Source organism: Streptomyces sp. NPDC059456, from assembly GCF_042750055.1.
Classification (GTDB): domain Bacteria; phylum Actinomycetota; class Actinomycetes; order Streptomycetales; family Streptomycetaceae; genus Streptomyces.
Genome location: NZ_JBHYVA010000051.1, coordinates 1 through 22,541, shown reverse-complemented (window position 1 = coordinate 22,541; position 22,541 = coordinate 1). Strand labels below are relative to the sequence as shown.

Genomic DNA, 22,541 nt, shown 5'->3' with positions numbered 1-22,541 from the left:
ATGGCGGTGGTACCCGCCGCCTCCATGACCGACTCCGCCCTGTCCGTCACGGACAGGGCGCAGTCGTTCATGCAGCGATGATCAGCGGGGCCTCCAGGCGCTCCCACGCCCCGAGGACAGCCTTATGGGCATCTGGCTGCAGGTGAGCGTAACGCTGAGTGGTTTGGAAGCTCTCGTGGCCGAGGAGGTGCTGAACCTCGTACAGAGAGACTCCCTTCTGCACGAGCCACGACGCGCAGGTGTGGCGCATGGAGTGCGGCGGGTAGTGCGGGACGGGCTGTTGCTCGCCGTCCGTATCGAAGAAGGAGGCCTCGCCCACCGCCGGCCACCAGGTCTGCCGCCTCCAGTTGCCGTCATCGAGGCGGCGCCCAGCACGGCCCTTGGTGGTGGTGGTGAAGACGAGTGCGTCCCGCTCAAGCCGATGGGTGTGGCGTACAAGAGCCTCCAGGACATGGCCCGGAAGGGGTACCTCCCGGCGACTCTTCGAGCTCTTGGGGTACTCCTTGATCCCACTCTTGGTGTTGACCTCCACCACGAACAGGCGCGAGCGGCGCCGGTCAATGCGATGGCTGTGGAGGCCTGCGAGTTCACCCCAGCGCAGACCCGTATAGAAGCCCAACAAACACATGGTCCGCCACGGGGGCGAGAGTTCGTCCAGGACACTCTGCGCCTGGTCGAGGGTGAACCATTGCGGAGGCTTGACCGCGATGGTGGGCAAGTCGATGCTGCGGCAGGGACTCACCGGAAGCACGTCGTCGTCCACGGCTGCGCGCATGATGGAGGACGTTAGGTTGTAGGCGCGTCTGATCGCAGAGGATCCCACCTCCTTGTCCACCAACACACGGATCCAGGTCTGGACATCCATACGCGTGATATCCCCCATCTCCCAGGCAGCCCAATGTGGCAGAACGTGGTTTTTGATGTTGGAGGCATCGCCGCGCAGCGTGTGCGGCTCTACGACCCGCGCACCCCACCATCGGTCATGCCATTCTCCGAAGGAGATCTCGCCCGCGCGAGGATTTCGTAGGGTTCCGCGCGCGAACTGGGCCTCCTTGTCGAGGCCCCAGGCCCGAGCCTGCGTTTTCAGCGGAAACGACTCACTGAATCGGTCTCCAACCCGATTGCGTACGGTCGCCTGCCAGTTACCGGTTTTCAATCTGCGCAGGTACAGAACTGTTCCTTACTTGGGAGGTGAAGAGACCAATACAGCAGGGCAGGGTTAGTGGAGAGCCGTCGCGGAGGCCACCGTTCGGCTGCTAATGAACTCGTCGAGGCCGGCAACAGGGATACGCACACGAGACCGTCCCGTGCCGGTGCGCAGGTCGACGACGGGCAGGTCCCCAGCGGCGATGAAGCGGTATACCGTGCGTCGGTCGACATCCAGGGCGGCTGCGACAGCGGGAATGGAGAGCAAGCGCGAGTGCACAGAGAAAGCTCCTTTGGGCATCGAGGTGCTAAGCACCACGGCGAGGTATACCGAGCGGTCCGCGCAGCTCCACCGCCGAGCACAGCCACTGCGAACAGATCCAATGATCTGGAGAATCCGGGATTTCCGAATTCACGGATCGGGTGATAATTGCCTTGGCCACCCATCAATCCGGGTATCCCCGCTGGACTCCCGTTGCCCGCGCTCCGCCGCGAACTGCAGGTTAGGCCTGAGCACTGCGACGCCTTTGCCCATCTCCGCCGCATACGGCTCTGTGGACGATCCTCCGCCCCGCTGCCCGCAAGCGCTCACGGCCAGGTACCGCGAGCGGCCAGCGCACCCTGCAGTCAGTGGCCCCTCCCCTCGTGTGCTCGTGCGCTGGCGGGCATCCGTCCCCGTGCAGTTCGGTGGCCTTGATCTTGTGTCGCGCCTTGAAGCTCCCCATCAAAAGCCGGAAGGCCCGCACCCATCGAAGATGCAATTGCCCCCTGACCTGGGACTCTGCCAGGCCAGTACGTTGACATGGGTTGCCGTGCGATCTCCACTCAATGGACTGGGCTGCTGGTCTGCCACCAGCGAACTCGGCCAGGAGGGTTGCTGCCGCCCGCCGCCGCGACGAAAACGTACGAGCCGCTGGCGGCTGGCCCGTACCACAACCTAGCCATGGCCGGACTTCGCAACACAGTGGTCCGCCACCGCAGAACCCCGCAGGAGGAAAGGCTGTGGCCCGCCATCTTGAAGCCGATCGAAGCCGGCACGGCAGCGGGGAGGTTGGGCTCGGCTCCGGCTCAGACTTCGGCGACTGCCTGACCCAGAGGACGAGGAGACGGCCGCACGGGCACAAGAACCGGTTCCGCTTCCACGCTTTCACACTATCGTTGCGCCAACTTGCTCATGACGCCCCATGATTGCGCAGGAGAGCGGATGCAGCCTCTATATGTGGTTGAGTTTGACGTGTCACCAGCTTCTGATGCCGTTACTGACGTCGTGCCACGGCTGCGGAGGCATCTTGCAACCTGGCTGGGAGGCCCTTCCGGAAGCGGCCCCTCCGAGGCCGATCTCACCCGGTCTGGCGACACGCTCCTGCCGGCCAAGCCGCCCGGCCGTGAGCTGAGGCAGGCCTCGTGGAGGGTCGAGGAGGGCGACGACACCCACGCGCTGCGCGTCCACCTTTCCCACCCAGTCGACAGCGGAGCGCGGTTCGTCACCCAGGTGACCGTGGCCGACCTGGCAGACCGTGTGCTATTCCGAGTCGTGATGGGCCAGGAGATTCCGAGCGGTTGGCTGTCCCCTATACAGGATCCGCCCCTGTTTCGGCCGAACGTGCTGGGAGTCGCCTGCGGGGACGATGCTCTCAGCCTACGCACGCTGAGCCAGCGGGTGACCGGCCGATTCGAGCCCATCCGCCAGATCGAGCTGGTCTCGGTCCTTGCCGAGTCGTTGGCCTCTCCGACCCGCCTGCCGACGCTTGTGATGCATCCCCGTGACGACGATGCCTGGCAGGTCGCCCGTCGGGCCTCGTCACAACTCATGGGTCTTGCCCAGGTGGTGACCCTCAACTACGCAACCAGCCAGGCGCTCCTGCACGCCCAGCCTGCCCTGCGCGTCCCCGACGGCGGAGCCCTGCTCGCATGGCCTGACCTGAGTCTCTCGCACCCCAGCTATTCCCGTGCCGAGGTCACCACCGATGGGATGGTGGGCCATTGGATGCGAACCCTGGCAGAACTGTCCGTCCTGGCGCGCGGATCCGACAAGGGGTGGGAGTCGGCGCGCCATGCCGCGCAGCGCGCAGCCGCCAAGCGCGCGGCTGCTGAGGTCGAGGAAGCCCGCCGAGTGGGTGATGCAGCTGCCGAGCGGAAGGCACTGGAGCAGCGCATCCGTGTCCTTGAGGATGACGTCAGCACCTGGGAACAGCTGGCGATCTCGGAGGCGGCACGGGCGGCAGAGTTCTCGGGCAAGGCTGCTGAAGCCGCGAAACATCAAGAGGAAGCGACCCGATGGCGCCAGCTCTACCAGCAGGAGCGGGCATCCCAGAGCTCGGCACTGGGTGATCCGTGGGGTGCCATTCCAGACCTTCAGACGGGGGAGGCGCATGCAACGTACCGTGCCCTTGAGGCAGCATCCGAAGGGCGCATCGTCTTCACCCCCGGAGCCGAGCGCAGCTGGAAGGCGAGCCGCTACCGCTTCCCTGGGGAGATGACTGAGCAACTGGTCCTGCTCGCGAAAGCGGCGGCTGACCTGTACGAGCAACCGCAAGGCTCCATGCCCCACCTCGACGAGTGGTTCTCCACCCAACACAGATTGAGGGTTGCCACCAGTGACCTGACGATCAAGAATGATGCCGGTCTTCGCTGGGTGGAATTCGACGGAGAACGGCGGGACACCCTGCCACATGTGAAGGTCCGCGACGGGGTTGCCCACAGCGATTGCGGTCGTATCCACTTCGCCCTTGACCCCAAGGGCCGCCGCTTCATCGTGGACCACGTGGGCGTGAAGAAGTACTGAACACCGGAAGCCGCTGCTGCCGGACCGGGGTCACAGAGGTCCCGGCCCGGCAGCGCGCGCGGCGAAGGACTCTGACTGGAGTCTGCACGCGAAGCCGCGACGCCAGCCGGCATGTCACAGCCATCAGCTACGTTTGGGCTTGGCTGCTAGGGAAGTGACGGAAGGACCCAAAGTGAGCGATGTCGGCGAGCGCGCGAGGAATCGCTTGGTCATGCTTGATGGTCACTTCGCGCATCCCGTCAGAGTGGAACACGTCGAGACGATCGGCACTGGCGTCCTCCTTGTCAGGGTTCGTCACGCCAACGGAGCTCCAGATGAAACCCAGGTGCTGCAATCTGAGCTCGAGGCTGCCCTCGCGAAGGCTGCACCGAAGGCCGAGCTCGTCAACCCTCAAGATCTGTTTCTGTGGGTAGAGTCCCAGCGCATTAGGCACGCCTTCGCTCACGACCCGCTGTTCGCTGTTTCAATGAGCGGTGTCCGCGGCCTCCCGCATCAGATCGAAGCCGTCTATAGGCATATGCTGCCCCAGCCCCGGCTGCGATTCGTACTCGCAGACGACCCTGGCGCCGGAAAGACGATCATGGCTGGACTCCTCCTGAAGGAGCTTAAGCTTCGAGGAGCAGTCGAACGAATCCTAATTCTTAGCCCTGCACCGCTTACGACGCAGTGGCAAGACGAAATGCTCGAAAAATTTGACGAGCAGTTCGAGATCGTATCCGGCGAACAGGTCCGCAATCAGCTCGGCCAGAGCCCTTGGGAGCGCTTCCCGCTCGTCATCAGCAGCATTGACTTTGCGAAGCGCGACGATGTCCGCGATGATCTCCTTCGCGCACAGTGGGACCTGGTCATCGTGGACGAGGCCCACAAGGCATCAGCCTTCACGAAGCGGGGAAAAGATGAGCGGGTCGTAAAGACCAAGCGATATGTGCTAGTAGAAGGTGTGGCGCAACAGGCGGACCGACTCCTCCTCCTCACCGCGACGCCGCACTCAGGAGACGAGGATAGGTTCACCCGGTTCCTGGGCCTGCTAGACCCAGACCAATTTTCGACGCCTGATCTCGTAAAGAAACAGATTTCGAACGCAGGGAATCCCTATTTCTTGCGTCGCCAAAAAGAAGACCTCGTAGACGAGCACAATCACGCCCTTTTTGTCGCGAGGCACGTTCGGACTCAGCCGTTCCAGCTATCGACTGCCGAATTCAATCTGTACCAAGATGTCACGGAATACGTGAACACCTATCTGGGATCAAGCGGGGGCCCCCGCGGCAACGCAGTAGCTCTCGCACGCACGGTCCTGCAGCGCCGTCTCGCATCAAGCCTGGGAGCCATCAGGTCGTCGCTAGCCAAGAGGGCCGACCGCTTGAGCGACCTCGTCGACCAGCTGAATGTCATGGGGCCAGCGGATCGGAACCGCCGCCTGGCATCCCTCGGGCGCATGCCGGCGAACTCCGACTTCGAAGACGACGGGGAAACCGACTCGGACGACATCGACGAGATCATCGATGACGCCTTGGCCACAGAGGTCAGCAGCGCAGAGCAGATCTCCCAGCTGCGAGCTGAGGTGAGTGAGCTCCGGAAGCTCGTCTCCCACGCCGACAGGGTGCGGGACTTGGGGGAGGAAAGGAAACTGGCCGCGCTGCGAGAGTGCCTTGCGCGGGCAGAGTTCGAGGAGCTACGGGATGGCCGCGGGAAGCTCCTCATCTTCACGGAACACCGCGACACGCTGAGCTACCTCGAGGAGAACCTTCGCAGGCAGGGTTACTCGGTCTGCACCATCCATGGCGGCCACTCCCCTGCCGAGAGGAAGAGGATCCAGCACGACTTCCGGCAGAACAAGCAGATCTGCATCGCGACCGAAGCCGCCGGCGAAGGCATCAATCTCCAGTTCTGCCACCTGATGATCAACTATGACCTTCCGTGGAACCCGGTGCGCCTGGAGCAGCGCATGGGCCGGGTGCACCGCATCGGACAGAGTGCAGACTGTTGGATTTTCAACTTCTGCGCCACGAATACAGTCGAGGGTCAGCTGCTGGCGGGTCTCCATGCCCGCCTAGAGGCGATGCGGGCCGACCTTGACGGTCGCGTCTACGACGTAATCGGCGAACTCCTCACGATCAACGGCATCGACTTCGAGCGGCTCGTCAAGGAGACTCTGGCCAACCCCACCCGGGCGAACAGAGACGCAGCGGTCGCTGCCATCAACCGGCTCGATTCGGAAAAGTTGAAGGCGTACGAGAAGGACACGGGCATCGCCCTCGCTAAAAAGTACGTGGACATCGACTGGGTTCGAGGTCAGAACTTCCTCTCCGATGAGCGTCGCCTCATGCCGGAGTACGCGGAGGCGTTCTTTCTCCGCGCCGCCAATCGCCAGCGGCTTCGCGTCGAGCGCCGCGGAGACCAACTGCTCAGGATCGAGCACGTCCCCGTCGCCTTGCGAAGCGAGGACCTGGCTGCGGTCAAGCACCGCGGCCGACCGGCATCGGAGTACCGCAAGCTCACCTTCAGGAAGGAGCAGCGAGAGCGGGTCGAGCACGAGGACGCAGTACTGTGCTCGCCTGGCCACCCGCTGTTCGCGGCGCTCACTGAATCCCTTGAACGTGATCTTGCTGCCGAGAACGTCCCCCAGGGCGCCGCAGCGTTCATCGACCCCGGCACTCGAACGCCGTACTTCGTCCATCTCTTCGCCTATGAAGTGGTGGGAGAAGACGTTCACGGCAGCTCGGAGCTAGCCTTCGCAGAGGTCGTGGCCGTAATAGAGGACCATGACGGCCTCCACCGCGGGCCCGCAGACGTCCTTCACACCCTCACTCCTGCGACACCCCCAGAAGCGCGCCAGGCGACGGCCCTTTCGCCTGAGCAGATCAAGACGGCGACCGACTGGTTGCGAGTCGAAGTTCAGCTGGCGCGGAGTACAACAGAGCGGAACAGTCGACTCGATCAAGCCAATCTTCGCGCCTCCTACCTCAAGGAGGCGATGGACGCACAGAAGCATCGTCTGGAGAACCGTTGGGACGCCTACGATGCCAAGGTCGCTGCAGGCGACGACTCGTACAGGCTGCAACGGGACAATGCGGCACGCCAGCTCAAGGAGCTTCAGCATCGGCGAGCCTCCAAGCTGGAGTCGCTCAATCGCTTGGGTGTTGTGCGCTCGGGCAAGGTGACGCACCTGGGCTCCGCCTCTGTAGTGCCGCCCAGCACGCCGGAAGACCCAGACGTCGACGTCATGCGTCCCGCCAGCAAGGAGGTCGAGGAGGCTGCGGTCGCGGTGGCCATGGCCTTCGAGGTGGAGCAGGGCTGGGATCCCGAATATTTGGGACATCTGATGGACGGAAGCGGCTTCGACGTCCGATCGACACGGACGCTGTCTGACGGCAGCACGCAGGTGCGCCGGATAGAGGTAAAGGGGCGCAGTGCCGCTTCGGGCGACGTGGGCCTGTACCGGACCGAGTGGTACGCCGCCCAGCGGTGGGCAGCGGGCTTCTGGCTGTACGTGGTCTACAGCGCGACGACTAGCCCAGTGTTGATGAGAGTGCAAGACCCGTACCACACCCTGCCCAATGTGTCCGAAATCCGGCAGGTTACCGGCTATCGCGTACCGGGCGCTAGCATTCGAGCTCACGCGGTTACAGAAGCCTGAGCTGCGGAGCGAGAGGAATAGAGTGCGCGACAGCAGTGACAAGCGGCTGATCGAAGACGTCATCCCGATTGACGTCATCAGCCGCACCAGTGCCAGCGAGAAGGTCGGCGGCCGCGTCGGCCACCCCGCCTCGCTGCACCTCTGGTGGGCTCGGCGACCGCTCGCGGCCTCCCGCGCTGCTGTCTACGCGGCACTGGTGCCGGCGGATGGACGCACCCGCACGCTCGAGGAGGAATCGGGGTTCTTCGACTCGCTCTGCACCTGGGGGGGCGATGAACACGCGATCCGCACGGCCCGTAACGAAGTCCTTGCTGCGAGCAACGGAACTCCGCCCAAGGTCGTTGATCTCTTCTCCGGGGGAGGAGCCATCCCCCTTGAGGCGCTTCGCCTCGGGTGCGATGTCACAGCCAACGAACTGAACCCGGTCGCGCACCTCATCGAGCGCATGCTCATGGAGTTTCCGCAGAGCTACCCTGGGCTTGCGGACGACGTGCGTAAGTGGGGCCAGATCTGGGTCGACTCTGCCTGGCAGGACCTGGCTCAGTTTTACCCGACCGTCGACGGTGGCACCGGGCAGCAGCACCTCCTCGCCGACGATGAGACCGAGCAGCGACTCCCCTTGGCGTATCTGTGGACGCGCACCGTTCGCTGTCCCAATCCAGCGGTCCAAGAGCATGACGCCCATCTCGTACGGCAAACGTGGTTGGGCCGGAAGAAGAACCGGCTCGTCGCCCTTAAGCCCGTGGTTGACCGCAAAAAGCTGTCGCTGCGCTACGAGGTGGTTACCGCCGCGACCGAAGAAGCACTTGGATTTGACCCCGCAGAAGGCTCGCGGGGCGGTGAATTGTCATGCCGCATTTGCGGTGCCCCCGTCACCGGCCAGCACGTCAAGGCCGAGGCTCGTGCCGGCCGTATGGGCACGGCCCCCCTCGCCGCGCTTGCGGCAAAGCCTGGGCGCAAGGGGCGCGATTACCTCGCCGTCGGCCAATACGAGCTTCCGGACGACGCGGAGTGCTTGAAGCGCCTTGAAGAGTTGCCGGTTGATCCCCTCACCGAACCACTTCCCGGCACGATGCGCATCACCGGCGGCACTTGCATGGTTTACGGGTTCGCTCAGTACCGTGACCTGTTCACCCCCAGGCAGCTTCTCGCGCTGAGCACCTTCGCCTCAGGCATCCACACGGTTTACGAAAAGGCCTGCGACGAGGGAATGGAGCCAGGTCGGGCCGGCGCCATGGCGACCGCCTTGGCAATGGCTCTCAACAGAGTCGCCGACCGATTGTCGAGCCTGTGCCGACTCGACACCAAGAACGAGGGCGGAACGAACACGTTCGCCCGGCAGGCGCTGCCCATGGTGTGGGACTTCTACGAGGCCAATCCCTTCGCGGGTGCCTCTGGAGACGTACGCAAGTACCTCAAGGAAACCGCCGACCTCATCGATCGACTGTCGACTCTCCCGAGGGCTGCCACCTGTGTCCGCGGCTCTGCCGCAGCCCTGCCTCTGCCGAGCGACTCCCAGGACGCGGTCATCACAGATCCGCCGTACTACGACAACATCTCGTACGCGGACCTCTCGGACTTCTTCTATGTCTGGCTCAAGCGGTCGGTTGGCTTCCTGTACCCGACTGATCTCGGTGGGGAGCTGACACCGAAAAGGAGTGAGGCGGTTGTCGCCGCCTACCGCCACGCCGGCGACAAGGATGAAGCCCGGCAGCACTACGAAGACCTCATGGAGCGTTCGTTCACCGAGGCCCATCGGGTGCTGAAGCCTGGTGCGCCGTTGGTGTGTGTCTACGCACACAAGACCACCTCAGGGTGGTCCAGCCTCGTAGAGGCACTCAAGAACGCAGGCTTCACCATCACTGAAGCATGGCCTCTTGACACGGAGATGCCGGAGAGGGCCGTCGGCCGCGGCACGGCCAGTCTCGCCTCCTCCATCTTCCTTGTGGCACGAAAGCGCAGGCCCGACGCAGGCGTGGGCAGCGAAGCCGAGGTTATGGCCGAGCTCGATCAGATCATCATGGAACGCCGGGCACGTCTGGAGGAGCTCGGCATCACAGGATCGGACCTCGTCATCGCAACCGTCGGGGCCGGACTTCGCGCCTTGACCCGGTACGAGCGTGTCGAGCAGGACAACGGAGAGGTACTGCCGGCTGAGACGTTCTTGGAGATGGTTCAGAGCCGAGTCCTGGACGCCATCTTCGGGTCGCTGGCCGGTACCGACGCTATTACCCGCTACTACGTGGCAGCGCAGTACTCCTACGGGTACGCCGCAGTTCCCTTCGATGAGGCGAACAACCTCTCCCGGATGACCGGTGCCAACCTGGACGGTTCCGGTGGACTGACAACGGGCCCCAATCCGCTCGTCTCCAAGGTCAAATCCACAGTCGTTCTCAGGGATTTCGAAGACCGCGGCGACGATGAGCGTCTGGGACAACCCGACACCGAAGCAACCGGGACGATGCCACTCTACGAGCTTGAGTCGTCAGCCACGCCGCCCCTCATTGACGTTGCGCATGGGGTCCTTTGGCGTGCAGAGCACCGCTCGGCCGACGTTCGCCCGTACCTGATGTCAGTAAACGTCGACGTGATCGCACTCCGCCAGGTCATCCAGACTCTGGCCGGCCGGGCCCTGCGCTCCAGCTCCAGCGAGACGAAGAGCCGAGAAGCGAGTGCGGCGGAACGACTCCTTGTGTCGTGGAGAACGATCATCGGTGAACGAGGACTGCTCTGAGTGTTGGCCATCCACAACGTTGAAGCACAGGGGGTTGGAACGCTGTGAGTTCGAGCTATCGGCTGTCGCCCTGGACGGAGGTCGCACGTCCGCATCAAGACGTGGCGGCGGGCGTCCTCGACATGGGCACCTATGCGGCCAACCTGGCCGGCGTCTTCCGAGGCAGGCCAGGTATCGCGCCTGTCTATACCGAGGCCGGTAGGTTCTACCAGGCGACGTACCTCACCAAGAAGATGAGGGAGCTGCTGACCGACGTCATGGACGTCCTGTCAGGGGGAAGCGGCTCCCATGTCCTGCAGCTGCGTACGCCGTTCGGTGGCGGAAAGACGCACAGTTTGGTTGCCCTCCTCCACCTGGTTCGTGACCGCAGCGCCTCGGTTGCTGCGTGCACGGACCTGAAGGACATTGCCGATCCAGGTGATGTGCAGGTTGCTGTGCTTTCCGGTGAGGAGCTGGATCCTCTCTCGCCTATGAGGGCGACGGGCGTCGAGACGCACACCTTGTGGGGAGAGCTTGCGGCGCAGCTCGGACGCTACGAACTCGTTGAGCAGCACGACGTAACGGGATCCGCTCCCGGCGGAGATGTCCTGCGGCAGGTCATTGGTGACAGCCCAACCCTCATCCTCCTGGACGAGGTCCTGATCTATGTCGAGAAGGCCATGGCGCTCCCGCGAGGAGAGTCCAACGCCGGCCGCCAGGCCATGTTGTTCGTCCAAGCGCTCACTGAAGCGATCAGTGCGCAGCCGCGGGCTGCCATGGTTTACAGCCTCCAGGCGAGTGTCGGCGAGGCTGTCGGGGCCGAGGGGCTTCTAAGCGACCTCGACAAGCTTGTTGCCCGAGTGGACGCCAAGCGCGAGCCCGTTGCCGGCGACGAGGTACTCCGCGTCGTTCAACGACGGTTGTTTGCGGAACTCGGCGACGAGGCCATCCATCAGGACGTTGCTCGGTCCTATTCGGATCTCCTCCGAAAGCAGCTCCTAGCCGCGGCGGAAACCGGGGATGCTCGTCGAGAGGCTGAGGCGGCCGCAGACTCTCTTGAGAAGCGGGTCCTGGCTGCGTATCCCCTGCACCCTGACCTCCTTGACCTCATGTATCACCGCTGGGGGTCGTTGCCTTCCTACCAGCGGACCCGTGGCGCGTTGCAGTTCCTGGCGGCCGCGGTCCACGCCTTGTGGCGATCGGGGGCTAAGAGTCCCCTCATCGGTCCCGGCGACATCGACTTCACGGACGAGGCAACCCGGGGCGCCTTCTTCTCGCAGGTAGGCGAGCGGGAGCGGTACACGTCAGTTCTTTCGAGCGACGTAACGTCGGAAAATGCAGGCTGCACGACGGTCGACCGGACGCTCGGGGCAGACAGCCCGATGATCGCGCAGCTACAGGTGGGTACTCGCGTAGCGACGGCCATCATGCTGTACAGCTTCGGAGCGCGCGAGGGCGAAGATCGTGGCGTCCTTGAGTCAGACCTGGTTCGAAGTGTCCTTGTGCCTGGCTTGACGCGGAACGTTGTCATCTCCGCGTTGCACGACCTACGTGAGGAGGAGCTGTACCTCCACTACACGGGACGTCGATACCGATTCGAACCAACTCCCAACCTCACGAAGCTCGTCCGGGACGAGGCCACAAAGCTCAGCTCCGCAGAGGTCCTCACCGAGGTACGGGGAGAGCTCGAGAGGCAGCTGCAGGGCACTAGGGGGGTTGCCCTCTGGCCAGAAACGCCTGGTGGGATCGATGACGAACGCTCGCTGTTCACGGTCGTCTATCTGCACCCGGACTGGTCTGAGGATCGTGATCCGCAGGCTAAGTTCATCGAGCAGGCAGGTAAGGGGAGTCCTCGGCGATACCGAAACGGTCTTGCCCTGGTAGTCCCGGACAAGTCCCAGTTCGACCTCGCCCGACACGCGATAAGGCTGCGACTGGCAGCTGACTCGCTCTTGGCCCAGGCCCGAAAGTACACCTTCAGTCCCGAGCAGATCGACGAGCTCCGGGACAAGGCTGGCAACGCTCGGCGTGACGGGTCTGTGGCGATCGGCGCCGCTTACAGCACGGTGGTCATTCCCACGAGGTCGCGGACGGGTGACGCACCTTACGTACTTGAGCCTTCAGATCTGCGCACCATGCTGGCAGCAGGCCGCGCGCTCCACGAGCGTGTGGTGGAAGCACTCAGCCAGCGTGTGTTCACGTCCGTCACCGCTGCCAGGCTCGTCGCCCTAGCAGGGCTGGGGCCGGACCGCAGGGTGGTCACCTGCGCGGACTTGGTGGACTGGTTCTATAGCTACTACGAGTTCACCAAACTGTGGGACAAGAAGGCCATCTCCTCGGCCATCGCCAAGGCAGTCTCCGACGGTGAACTCGGCTATGTGGTGGGCATCGTCCGCGACGAGGAAGGCGTGGTTCCCCGTGAGGCCCGCCAAGTCCGCTTCGGTGAACGACTGACGGCCGATGAGATCGACCTCTCTGCCGACGCAGCGATCCTCTGGCGTGATTACGCCCATGAGTGCCGCCAGTCCACCATCGAGCCGGCCCCCGAGACGCCGGAAGACGAGGAAGCGGTTCAGCCCCAGCCTGCTCCCCCGGCTCCGCCCACAAGCCCGCAGGTAAGCACGCAGACGAGTCGCCCGCCAGTCGCTGGAGAGCCCAGCGATGTTGTGCGAGTCGTCGACGTTCGGGCCGTCATCGACAGGGCTGGCCTCTTCAACTTCGGGCGGACCCTCTCCTGGCTGAGGGAGCAGAAGGGGGATGTTCGCATCGAGGTCAGCCTTCACGCCGAAGGCGAGTTCGGGCGAGTCGCATTCCGGAACGGCTTCGTGGAACCCCTCGAGGAAGCAACACAGGACCTCGACATCAACACGCAGTAAACACCGCCGTTCTCCACCGGCGATGCGGCGACGCGCACGGCACGAGGCACATCCCTCACCCTGCGCGTCGCCACAAGCTTGGTCGACGTCAGCCCCTGTACTTCACGACGCTTCTCTGCATATTTGTGGCGGCTGTGCACGCATGACTTTCCTGACCTGCTGGGCTGGATACAGGTGAGGGAAGGAGACGGGCGGCTGTGTGGAGTAGCCGATCGCACTAAGCGGAGGAACAGTGCAGTTCACGGTCGTGCCTCCGGGTGGACGGCAGCCGAGGGGGCTACGGTCCCAGGCATTGCTTGTCAGTAATAACGGATGGAATGACTTCGGCTTCGTCACCATGTTTCACCTGGTCATCTACGACCAAGACGGCCGGCGCCACGGGATCGGTGAGGTGAAGATCGGCGAGTTGGGCATGCACTCGGGCCTGGAGCAGAGCCCGAAGCGCCCAGGTCGGGTTGTGCGTATCCCTGAGAGCTTTGAGGTGCTCGGAGAACGCCTCTTTTCCCTCGGTCAGGACGACACGTACTACGAGCGCCTACGCCAGCTCGGCGACGCAGTCCGCATTTCTGTCCTCACCGCACTCAAGGACATGGCATTCAGCGAGACGATCTTCGATCGCGTCCAACACGAGAAGGTAACGCGCGAATCTCTCATGCGGTTCTTGAAACCGAGCGCTGTAGAGGAGCAGTTTCGCCGAATCGCCCAAGGCGGTTCCCGCGTGTCAGGCTTCCAGGTAGCCTACGAGGCCCCGGTTCCCGATGGGGGTGGGGGCAAGTCTACAATCCTAGAATTCGGGGTCTCCCCGAATTCGCGGCCATCAACGAATATTCATGTATTGACCGGGCGAAACAGTGTCGGCAAATCCTTCCTCTTGAACAACCTGGCACGTGCCGTCGGCGACTACAGGGCTGACCCTCAATCGGTAGGGCGAATCGTCGAATACGACCGCGGCGCCCGCAGCTCCTTTGCGAATCTAGTCAGCGTCACCTTCAGCGCCTTTGACGAGTTCCCACTTCTCGCCGACGATGACGTTGCAATTTCATACGCTTACGTAGGACTGAAGATACCATCGACGGGAACTCGAACACCTCGCGTTAAGACGCCCACCCAGCTGCAAGCTGACTTCGCCGATGGTGTCGAAGCGTGCCTAACCGGGGAGCGTGCAGACCGGTGGGCTCGGGCCCTGAGAACCCTGCAGTACGCGAGCAGCGGATTCCTTGAAGAAGGCTGGCTAGAAGATTTCCAGTCTACGCAGAGTTCGAATATCCGCCGGCGCAAAGCGAAGCAGCTGTTCGTCGGACTGAGCTCTGGGCACAAGGTTGTCCTCTTGACCATGACCCGACTGGTGGAGCATGTCACTGAGCGCTCACTGGTCGTTCTTGACGAGCCTGAATCTCATCTACACCCGCCACTGCTGGCGGCATTTATACGCGCCCTGTCCGACTTGCTAACCGACCGCAATGGTCTGGCGGTCGTCGCAACCCACTCCCCCGTCGTCCTCCAAGAGGTCCCCGCCTCCTGCGTATGGAAGCTGCGGCGTTACGGGCGACAGCTGAGCGCCGACCGGCCAAGTCTCGAAACATTCGGCGAGAACGTTGGCGTCCTCACGAATGAGGTATTCGGGTTGGAAGTAACCGACTCCGGATTCCATCGCGACCTAAAGGCGGCCGTGCGCCAAGGCCTCTCATACGAGAGTGTTCTCGGTCGATTCGGTGGACAGCTTGGAGGAGAAGCGAAGGCCATTGTTCGCTCCCTCATCGCTGTTCGGGATTCTAACGACACGGAAGGGCCGTCATAATGTGGACTGTTCCGCGCCCGACCCTCTCCGCCCGCACGGCTTATGCACTGTGCATCGAAAAGTCGAGACCGAAAACCAGAGCACGCCTTCAAGCCCTTGAGGAAGAGGTGGTCAATGCGGCCATACAGTTCGACGCCGCAGCCTCCTCAGCCTCTCTCCACACACTGGGCGACCTGAAGATCAAGCCCGCCGACGATTTGGACAGGGAAGATCTAAGGAAGAATTACACGCAGCGCATGCTATCTCGCACAGACAGGGCGGCAAGAGATGAGTACGACAAGCTGAAGGATGCGGCCCCTCTCGGCCGCTGCCCTCTTTGTGGTCACCGTGACGTCGAGACCCTCGACCATACGCTACCTAAAATTCACTACCCACTGCTGGCCGTGGTCCCCACCAACCTGGTCCCCGCCTGCCTCAAGTGCAACATGGTAAAGAGCGACACCGATCCAAGCGAGGCCGGCGAACAGGCGCTACATCCATATTTTGACGACATCGGAAAAGAGCAGTGGCTCTTCGCACGAGTAATTGAAGAAGCTCCCGCCGTCGTCAAGTACTTCGTCGTACCTCCGAACACGTGGGACGATGTTCTCGCCACTAGAGTGCGCGGGCACTTCAAGACATTTGGCCTCGCGGACCTATACGGATCCCAAGCTGCTCGAGAGATGAATGGGCTGCGGCACGTCCTGAGGCGGAAGGCTCCATCGATGATCGGACCGCATCTCAAGGACGAGGCAGATGGACTGGCCGACGAGGACCCCAACCTCTGGCGGGCCGTCATGTACCAAGCTTTGGCAGGCAACCCCTGGTACATCAATGGTGGCTTCGCGCTGGAGTAGCCACCCCGCGACGGTTCGTGGCAGGGTCGTCCTCATGCGGATTCTCGTGATGGGCGGCACCTGGTTCCTTGGCCGAGCGATCGTTGACGATGCGCTTCGACGCGGGTGGGAGGTAACGACGTTCAATCGGGGCCGCTCCGGTGTGGTCGAGGGCGCCGACACCGTCCGGGGTGACCGGACAAGCCCCGACGACCTGAAGCGGCTTGCCTCACGCGGACCGTGGGATGCCGTGATCGACACGTCCAGCAGCGAGTTCCCACCCCGTGACGTGCTCCTCGCCACCGACATCCTGCGCCCGGCCGCCGCCCGGTGGGTGCACATCTCCACGGTGTCCGTCTACCGAGGTTGGCCCCACCACCCGCTCACCGAGGACTCCCCACTGTTGGAGTGCCCGCCGGATGCCGATGATGCGTTCGGGCACACCGGCGCCGACGGCAGCCCGACGAAGTACGGGTTCCAGAAGGCCGGCGGAGAGGGCGCCGTACGCACAGCCTTCGGGGACGACGTGGTGCTCCTGCGCCCCGGGGTGATCTTGGGGCCTGGCGAGTACGTCGGCCGCCTCCCTTGGTGGCTCACCCGTGCCCAGCGCGGTGGCCCCATCCTCGTTCCGGCGCCGGCCGCCCAGACGATCCAGCCCGTGGACGTACGAGACGTCGCCGCCTTTGCCCTCGATCGAGCCGGTGGCACCGGCGGCCCCGGCCAGGAGTTCAACATCGCCCACCCCCAGGGCATCAGTTGGGCCGACTTCATCGCTGAATGCCTGGCCGTTACTGGCAGCACTGGCAATCCAGTGTGGGCCGATGTGGCGACGCTCACCGCGCACGGTGTGAAGCAGTGGACGGAGCTTCCACTTTGGCGCACCCACTCCGGGGTGTGGTCCGTAGACCCCTCCCGCGCTGTGACAGCCGGGCTCCACTGCCGTCCGCTTGCCGACACCATTGCCGACACCTGGGCGTGGATGCAGGCAGATGGCCGACCAGTCGCACACCCGAGGTGGGCCGAACATGGCGTAGACCCCGCCAAGGAAGCCCGGATCCTCGCCGCTCTCGGCCACCCGTAGGAACAGGGGGCAGAGTCAGGGTTCGATGGACAGGAGTCCGCTCCCCGTACCCAGTTGCCTCGGCGCCGAGAGGCGCCCGAATTCCTCGATCTGTTCGCCGAGCGTGACGGCCACCCGCGTCTCTCTGAACGTGGGGGCCGTCAGAGCCCGCCGCAAGGCGCCGGTGCGCTCCAGGAGCCCCGCCACACGCTGTTCCGCCGGGATCGCCCACACCGCCTCCAGCGTCGCCGCCGCCGCGTCCAGGTCCCCCCGGAGCAGCTGCGCAGCGGCTAGGTCGGCCGCGGCCTTGCCCCGTACTGGTATCGACTGCCGGGCCAGCGGCCGGGACGCGACCAGATCCAGCGCCCGCTGCGCCGTCATCTCCGCCCCTGCCCCGTCGCCGACGAGCAGGGCGGTAGTGCCGTTGGACATCAGCAGCCGCTCCTCATTGAAGGCGAACTCACCGCCGACATCGTCGTGCAGCGCGTCCCGCTCGCCGCTGTCCTGCCGCGTGGACGCGATGAGCGCCCGGGTGGTCCGCTCCCTGTCCCCGAGGTGCCCGTGGGCGCGGGCCTCGATGGACAACAGCCGTCGCCTGGCTGTGTCGCCCAGACCGGCATAGGCCAGCGCGGTCCGCGCATGCCGTACGGCCTCTGAAGGACGGCCCGTGAAGTACGCGCAGATCGCCAAGGACCCAGTGGCATAGGCCCGTAGCGGATCGAACCGCGCCATCTCCCCGTACAGGGCTGCCGACCGGGCGAGGCGTGCCGAGTCGTCCAGGGCGCCGAGGTCGAACGCGGCGGTCGACAGCAGCGCGCACGCCTGCCCCGCCACGATCAGCAGGTCCTGCTGCTGCACGGGCACCTTGGTGAGTCCCCGTTGATGCTCCGCCTCCGAGCGCAAGACCTTCGCCCGTCGGAACACATCGAAGGCGCTGACGGCGCCGTACGAGCGGGCGAGAGACAAGGCGTCGTCGCGGAGTTGGTCGATGGTCGTGTCGGATACGGACTGCGCGGCGGCAGCACCCGCCTCATCAGCGGCGTCACGTGCGGTCATGGCGATTTCACTTTCGAGGTCGTACGCAGTGGGAGTCACCGATGTCGATGTCGACAGCGTGGGCGGTGGCCCGAACAGTGCCGCGGCCTCCACGTCGAAGAGCTGCTCCAGCGCCCGGCACGTGTCCGGTCCGGGGATGGTTTTGATCCGGCCGGACGTCCATCGCCGGAACTGTGCCTCAGACACCGACATGCCCTGCACGCCGGCTTGTGAGGCCGCGCGCTCGAACGCCGCGACGAAGTCCCTGTAGCGCCAGTGCCGTTGCTGGACTAACACGCGCAGCAGCGTGGCCGGATCGTCCATCAGTCGCTCCCTCAAGGTCAGGAGACGGGCCACATCGCGCCCCGCTCCACTTCGTGCCTACCGGTCAACACCCCCATTGCGCAATGAAATCCGTGCAGATGACATCGCCGTGCCACCTCCGTGACACCCCGGTCACTCTGGCGAGCACCAGATGACACCTACCGCGTCGTGGTCGTGACACCCGTACCCGGGGGACTCTTACGCCACCTCGACGGCCTCCAGTGAAAGGGAGTGGAACGTGAGCAGCCCTCGGCTTCCCCGACGAACCCCCGGCGCGACCAGCACGCGCTACGAGGCCGTCGTGGCCCCGTACGCGGAGACGGTCGCCGGTTCCCCGTTGGAGCGCCGCGGTCTGCCCCGGGCCGCCGAGGCGTTCCGTAGCCAGAACGGCGACCCCTCCAGTTGGAGCTCCGCCCAGTTCGACGCCTTCCTCGGTCTCGGGGGAGCCCAATGAGCACGACCACGGAGGCGAACGTCTGGGTCACGGAGGACACGGGGCACCGGTTCCTCGGTCGGGACGTCGCACACCCCGCCAGCGGACGTCGCGGAACCGTGGGCGCGGTCCTGGTCTACGTATCGAAACTCACCGGCAGGCCAGTCAGGAAGGTGGCGCACATGCGCCCGATGGACCACTCGGGTCGGGAATGGACCGCCGATCCGGACACCCTCCAGCCCCTACGGCCGATCTCCCAGTCGGCACCGGACTGCGGCACGCACAGCTGAAGAAGCTTCCCGCCCGTTGCCGGCCAATCGGTCGGCAGCGGGTGGGGAACGGCGTCCCAGGGCGCCGCGCAACAATCCGGCGAGGTGCGCATGGCACCGGACCGGCGGCTAGCAGAGCGGATCAGAACGGCCCACCCCGGGCAGTCACCCTTCCATCAAGGAGATCAGTCATGCCGAAGCCCAGGCGAGAGAAGCAGAACCACCTGATCTACGCGGACGTCGTGGACTCCAAGTCCAAGGCGGGCGTGTGGATGGGGGAGCGCGCCTCCTTCCGCGACAAGCAGGCCCGGATCCTCGAGGCAATGAAGGACCGCACCGACTGGGTCAACCTGGAGGGCGCCGTCATGGTCATCAGCACCGAGCCGGCCGGTCTCACGGTCATCGCGCCGAACCCGACGCTCCCCGGCGTGATCGTCCTCTCCGACGGCGGTTCCCCCGCGGCCTCTGCCCGGCTCCAGGCCGACGCCGAGGACCAGGTCCGCGCCGTCATGGCCGAGCTGGGCATCGCCGAAGAGGAAACGGCGGCCTGACCCAGTGGCCACTCCCCAGCTGCTGTGGGGGAAATACTTCCAGTACGACCGGAACGGGGAGGCTGTCCTCCTCGACCCGGTCACGCTGGAGAGTGTGCTTCTCGACTCCGGCGAGGTCTCTGACCTCGCCGGGGTCCCCCCGACCGCCACGCACTTAGCCCTCGCTGGGCTCGGCTTCACCCAGGACGGCCCCGCGGCCGACCGCCGTGAAGCACTCCACCACCGCCTCCACGCTCTGGGTATCGACCCGACGCCGCGCCGGATCAGCGGCCTCCGGGTGGTGCTCACCGACCGCTGCAACATGGCCTGCACGTACTGCTTCGTCGACACCAACAGTGGCAAGCCGGACATGACGGAACAGGAGCTCGCCGCCGGCCTTGAGTTGCTGTTCGAGCAGAACGCGGGGCAGGAGGAGGTCTCGATCCAGTGGTTCGGCGGCGAGCCGACCATCCGCTTCGACCTCATGCAGTACGGCGATGAACTCGCCGACACCCTCGCGGCCCGCTACGGCGTAGCGCGGGTCCGGCGCACGGTCGTCACCAACGGCGCCCGCCTGACGGATGAGGCCCTCGACCACTTCGTACAGCGCGAGTACGGGGTGGGCATCTCCATCGACGGCCCTCCGGGGATCAACTCGGCGAACCGGCTGCTCCTCGGCGGACAGCCCGCGGACGACCGGATCCGCCGCAACGTCCGGCGCCTGGTCGAGGCGAAGGGCCTGCACGTCGGCTGCAACCTCACCCCCACGGCGTCGAACATCGGGCGCCTGGCCGAGAGCGTGCAGTGGATCATCGACGACCTCGGCCTCAAGTTCATCTACGTCAACACGCCGATCCCCACCGGGGGTGAGTGGCGGGTGAACGGCGCCGACCTCGCCCGGGAGCTCTACGAGGCCCGCCTGACCGCGCTTGGGAAGGGCGGGATGCTGTTCTCCGTCCTCGACCGAGCCTTCCAGGCCCTCGACACCCGCCGGCCGATGCTGTTCGACCACATGCAGGGCGACCGCAGCCTCAACGCCGCCCTGCTGCCCGGGAACCGGGTCAGCGTGTGCGACATCAACTTCACCGAGCCCTCGTTCCTCCACACCCTCGACGACCTGCGGTCCGACCCCACCCTCCTCACAAGGGCGACGAAGAAGGTCGCGCCGCTCCCCGAGTGCGGCGACTGCCCGGCGCTGGCCATCTGCGGCGGCCCGTCCCGCAACGAGCAGGCGCTCGTCGGCGGCAGCACCCCAGACCCGCAGATGTGCGCCTTCTACACCAGCACCGTGGCCATCGCGGTGTGGGACAACACGGGGGTGCAATGAGCGCCCCCGCCCGTACGGCGCTGGTCTCGACAGCCGGCCACTGCGAGGTTGCGTGCAGCTTCTGCTTCCGGGCCGACCGCGCCCGCGGCTTCCTCACCACCGCGACGTACACGCGTGCCCTGTCGCGGCTGAAAGAGGCTGGGGTGGAGGGCGTGTGCCTGACCGGTGGTGAGCCGACCCACCACCCGGACCTCCGGCAGCTCGTCCGCCTGGCCCTCCAGTTCGGCATGACGGTGTCCATGGTGACCTCGGCCCGCTTGGAGGCTGAGGTCACCGCCCTCGCGGAGGTCGGTCACCTCCTGACCAACGTGACCGTCTCCGCGGACTCGCAGGGCGCGATGACACTCGGCCGCACCACCCGGAGCGCGGCCTCGGCTGTCGCGACACTGGACGCCGTGGACACCCCCTCAAAAGTCCTTCATCTGACCTACTGGGATGTGGACGGCGAGGAAGTCGCGCAGCTCGCCGGCCTCGTGGCGGGAACTGGGATCGACGTCCAGCTGAGCCCCGTCCTCCTCTCCGAAGACGCCCTGAGCCGGGACAGCCGATCGGTCCAGGACTCCCTGCGGCAGAGGGCGCGCGATACGGCGGCCCTCGGTCAGTATTTCCTCCTGTCGAACGGATACCGGTCCTACCTCGACGATCTTCGGCGGATGCAGCTGTCCGAGGAGGAGAGCCACCCATGCCGGTCGGCAACCCTCTATGTGTCCGCCAAGGGTGAGGTGCGGCGCTGCCCCTACGGCGCATCCGAGATCAGTGTTCATGCCCCACGTACTGAGATCAGAGCCTTCCTCGACGCGCAGGCCACGGACCGCGTCGTACCCGACTGCGCCGCCATCTGCCGCCCCGCCTCCCGCGACTGCGCGGCGGCCTGACCCTGGAGGTTCACGTGCAACCGTCGGTCTCCGTCACCGACCCTCACGACTTCAGCAACCACTGGAGGCAGCCGCCGAACTTCCGTATGCAGGTCCCGTTCGACTATCTGTTCTTGCCGGCGATCGACGTCCTCGACCACGTCCGCCGGGATGAGGAAGTGCGGTTCACGATCCTCGGCGAAGACGACTGGAAGGTGCGCATGGACCGCACCGCCGCATTCCAGACGGCCCCTGTCGATGAGATCGCCACGTGGCCGTTCCGCCTGGTGCACTTCAACCTCACCCGGTTCTACGGCGAGCTCCTGGACGGCTTCCAAGAAGAGGTCATGGTGCCCTGGCGCACCTATCTGTCGGCGCAGGGATTCACGTGGCAGCGGTGCGCACCGATCCTCTTCCTGTCCACCGAAGGCGCGGCCTCGACCTACCACAACGACAACTCGCACGGTCTCGTGTGGCAGGTCCAAGGGGTCAAGACCTTCCACAGCTACCACAACCCCGACAAGCACTTGGAGCCAGAAGCCGCGGTCCTCGGCGAGACCACAGCCGAGGTTCCCCCGCCGCACAGGGAGGCGGACCGGCAGTCGGTGACGATGCAGCCAGGTGACCAGCTGTGGAGCCACGCCCTGACGCCGCACTGGGTCACCACGGAATCGCCGCTCGCGCTCAGTGTCACCCTCTCCCACGGTGGCCTGTGCCGCCGTGGCCGGTACGCCGACCGCGAGCTGGCCCTGCGCGAGCACTGGGACAAGAACCCCGCCGAGGCGTGGGCCCTCGACCTGGGCCACACCCGGTACTGAGCGAACCCCTGTTGGGGCGCCCCCCCCCGGGGCGGGGGGGGGCGGCGGGGGGGGCGCCCGGGCGCGGGGGGGTGGGGGGGGGGGCCCGCCCGCACATCCCCGCCGCGGCGGGCCGCGGGGC

16 protein-coding genes are annotated in these 22,541 nt (G+C 65.1%); 13 read left to right on the top strand and 3 right to left on the bottom strand.

Translation table 11 applies throughout. The features are described from left to right. Window positions 1–67 precede the first annotated feature (67 nt). Both ACFXA3_RS07625 and ACFXA3_RS07620 read right to left on the bottom strand, forming a co-directional pair. Window positions 68–1,156: a tyrosine-type recombinase/integrase gene (locus ACFXA3_RS07625; RefSeq protein WP_385183360.1), complete on the bottom strand. Its 1,089-nt coding sequence runs from the start codon at window positions 1,154–1,156 to the stop codon at window positions 68–70. A 63-nt stretch (window positions 1,157–1,219) separates the two neighbouring features. Continuing rightward, on the bottom strand, window positions 1,220–1,447 hold the full coding sequence (locus ACFXA3_RS07620; protein WP_385183363.1) for a helix-turn-helix domain-containing protein: 228 nt from the start codon (window positions 1,445–1,447) through the stop codon (window positions 1,220–1,222). Window positions 1,448–2,365: 918 nt separating this feature from the next. Between ACFXA3_RS07620 and ACFXA3_RS07615 the strand changes: the two genes are divergently transcribed. The 7 genes from ACFXA3_RS07615 (at window position 2,366) to ACFXA3_RS07585 (ending at window position 16,851) form a co-directional block, all read left to right on the top strand. Then, window positions 2,366–3,931 (top strand): hypothetical protein, encoded by a 1,566-nt coding sequence (locus tag ACFXA3_RS07615; RefSeq protein ID WP_385183357.1) that lies wholly within the window; start codon window positions 2,366–2,368, stop codon window positions 3,929–3,931. A gap of 172 nt (window positions 3,932–4,103) precedes the next feature. Further along, entirely contained in the window at window positions 4,104–7,568 is a 3,465-nt protein-coding gene (locus tag ACFXA3_RS07610) for a helicase-related protein (protein ID WP_385183355.1), read from the top strand. Between the two features lie 22 nt (window positions 7,569–7,590). Next, window positions 7,591–10,302, top strand: coding sequence for a DUF1156 domain-containing protein (locus ACFXA3_RS07605; protein WP_385183352.1), 2,712 nt, complete (start codon window positions 7,591–7,593; stop codon window positions 10,300–10,302). A 101-nt stretch (window positions 10,303–10,403) separates the two neighbouring features. Further along, window positions 10,404–13,157 (top strand): DUF499 domain-containing protein, encoded by a 2,754-nt coding sequence (locus tag ACFXA3_RS07600; protein WP_385183349.1) that lies wholly within the window; start codon window positions 10,404–10,406, stop codon window positions 13,155–13,157. A gap of 232 nt (window positions 13,158–13,389) precedes the next feature. Continuing rightward, the gene (locus ACFXA3_RS07595; protein WP_385183346.1) at window positions 13,390–14,955 is read left to right on the top strand and encodes an AAA family ATPase; all 1,566 of its coding nucleotides are present in this window, start codon (window positions 13,390–13,392) and stop codon (window positions 14,953–14,955) included. 107 nt (window positions 14,956–15,062) lie between these two features. Continuing rightward, window positions 15,063–15,791 carry an HNH endonuclease gene (locus tag ACFXA3_RS07590; protein ID WP_385183343.1) on the top strand — a complete coding sequence of 243 codons (729 nt, stop codon included), beginning with the start codon at window positions 15,063–15,065 and terminating at the stop codon, window positions 15,789–15,791. A gap of 34 nt (window positions 15,792–15,825) precedes the next feature. Then, window positions 15,826–16,851, top strand: coding sequence for an NAD-dependent epimerase/dehydratase family protein (locus tag ACFXA3_RS07585; RefSeq protein ID WP_385183340.1), 1,026 nt, complete (start codon window positions 15,826–15,828; stop codon window positions 16,849–16,851). Between the two features lie 15 nt (window positions 16,852–16,866). On the opposite strand, the gene ACFXA3_RS07580 is transcribed toward ACFXA3_RS07585, so the two are convergent. Then, window positions 16,867–18,189, bottom strand: a complete 1,323-nt coding sequence (locus ACFXA3_RS07580; RefSeq protein WP_385183338.1) for a DNA-binding protein — start codon at window positions 18,187–18,189, stop codon at window positions 16,867–16,869. Window positions 18,190–18,427: 238 nt separating this feature from the next. Between ACFXA3_RS07580 and ACFXA3_RS07575 the strand changes: the two genes are divergently transcribed. The 6 genes from ACFXA3_RS07575 to ACFXA3_RS07550 all read left to right on the top strand — a co-directional run bounded on the left by ACFXA3_RS07575 (window position 18,428) and on the right by ACFXA3_RS07550 (window position 22,420). Continuing rightward, entirely contained in the window at window positions 18,428–18,643 is a 216-nt protein-coding gene (locus tag ACFXA3_RS07575; protein WP_385183335.1) for a hypothetical protein, read from the top strand. Further along, the gene (locus ACFXA3_RS07570; protein WP_385183332.1) at window positions 18,640–18,912 is read left to right on the top strand and encodes a hypothetical protein; all 273 of its coding nucleotides are present in this window, start codon (window positions 18,640–18,642) and stop codon (window positions 18,910–18,912) included. The genes ACFXA3_RS07575 and ACFXA3_RS07570 overlap by 4 nt, the downstream gene beginning before the upstream one ends. Window positions 18,913–19,082: 170 nt before the next feature. Further along, window positions 19,083–19,442 (top strand): hypothetical protein, encoded by a 360-nt coding sequence (locus ACFXA3_RS07565; RefSeq protein ID WP_385183329.1) that lies wholly within the window; start codon window positions 19,083–19,085, stop codon window positions 19,440–19,442. Between the two features lie 4 nt (window positions 19,443–19,446). Further along, window positions 19,447–20,748, top strand: coding sequence for a radical SAM protein (locus ACFXA3_RS07560; RefSeq protein WP_385183327.1), 1,302 nt, complete (start codon window positions 19,447–19,449; stop codon window positions 20,746–20,748). Continuing rightward, window positions 20,745–21,623: a radical SAM protein gene (locus ACFXA3_RS07555; protein ID WP_385183324.1), complete on the top strand. Its 879-nt coding sequence runs from the start codon at window positions 20,745–20,747 to the stop codon at window positions 21,621–21,623. The genes ACFXA3_RS07560 and ACFXA3_RS07555 overlap by 4 nt, the downstream gene beginning before the upstream one ends. Window positions 21,624–21,637: 14 nt before the next feature. After that, window positions 21,638–22,420, top strand: a complete 783-nt coding sequence (locus ACFXA3_RS07550; protein WP_385183321.1) for a hypothetical protein — start codon at window positions 21,638–21,640, stop codon at window positions 22,418–22,420. The last annotated feature ends 121 nt before the right edge of the window (window positions 22,421–22,541 follow it).

Coding starts and splice junctions, on each gene's coding strand:
- ACFXA3_RS07555 (WP_385183324.1), top strand. CDS start 20,745: ATGAGCGCCCCCGCCCGTACGGCGCTGGTCTCGACAGCCGGCCACTGC.
- ACFXA3_RS07570 (WP_385183332.1), top strand. CDS start 18,640: ATGAGCACGACCACGGAGGCGAACGTCTGGGTCACGGAGGACACGGGG.
- ACFXA3_RS07580 (WP_385183338.1), bottom strand. CDS start 18,189: ATGGACGATCCGGCCACGCTGCTGCGCGTGTTAGTCCAGCAACGGCAC.
- ACFXA3_RS07565 (WP_385183329.1), top strand. CDS start 19,083: ATGCCGAAGCCCAGGCGAGAGAAGCAGAACCACCTGATCTACGCGGAC.
- ACFXA3_RS07620 (WP_385183363.1), bottom strand. CDS start 1,447: ATGCCCAAAGGAGCTTTCTCTGTGCACTCGCGCTTGCTCTCCATTCCC.
- ACFXA3_RS07585 (WP_385183340.1), top strand. CDS start 15,826: ATGCGGATTCTCGTGATGGGCGGCACCTGGTTCCTTGGCCGAGCGATC.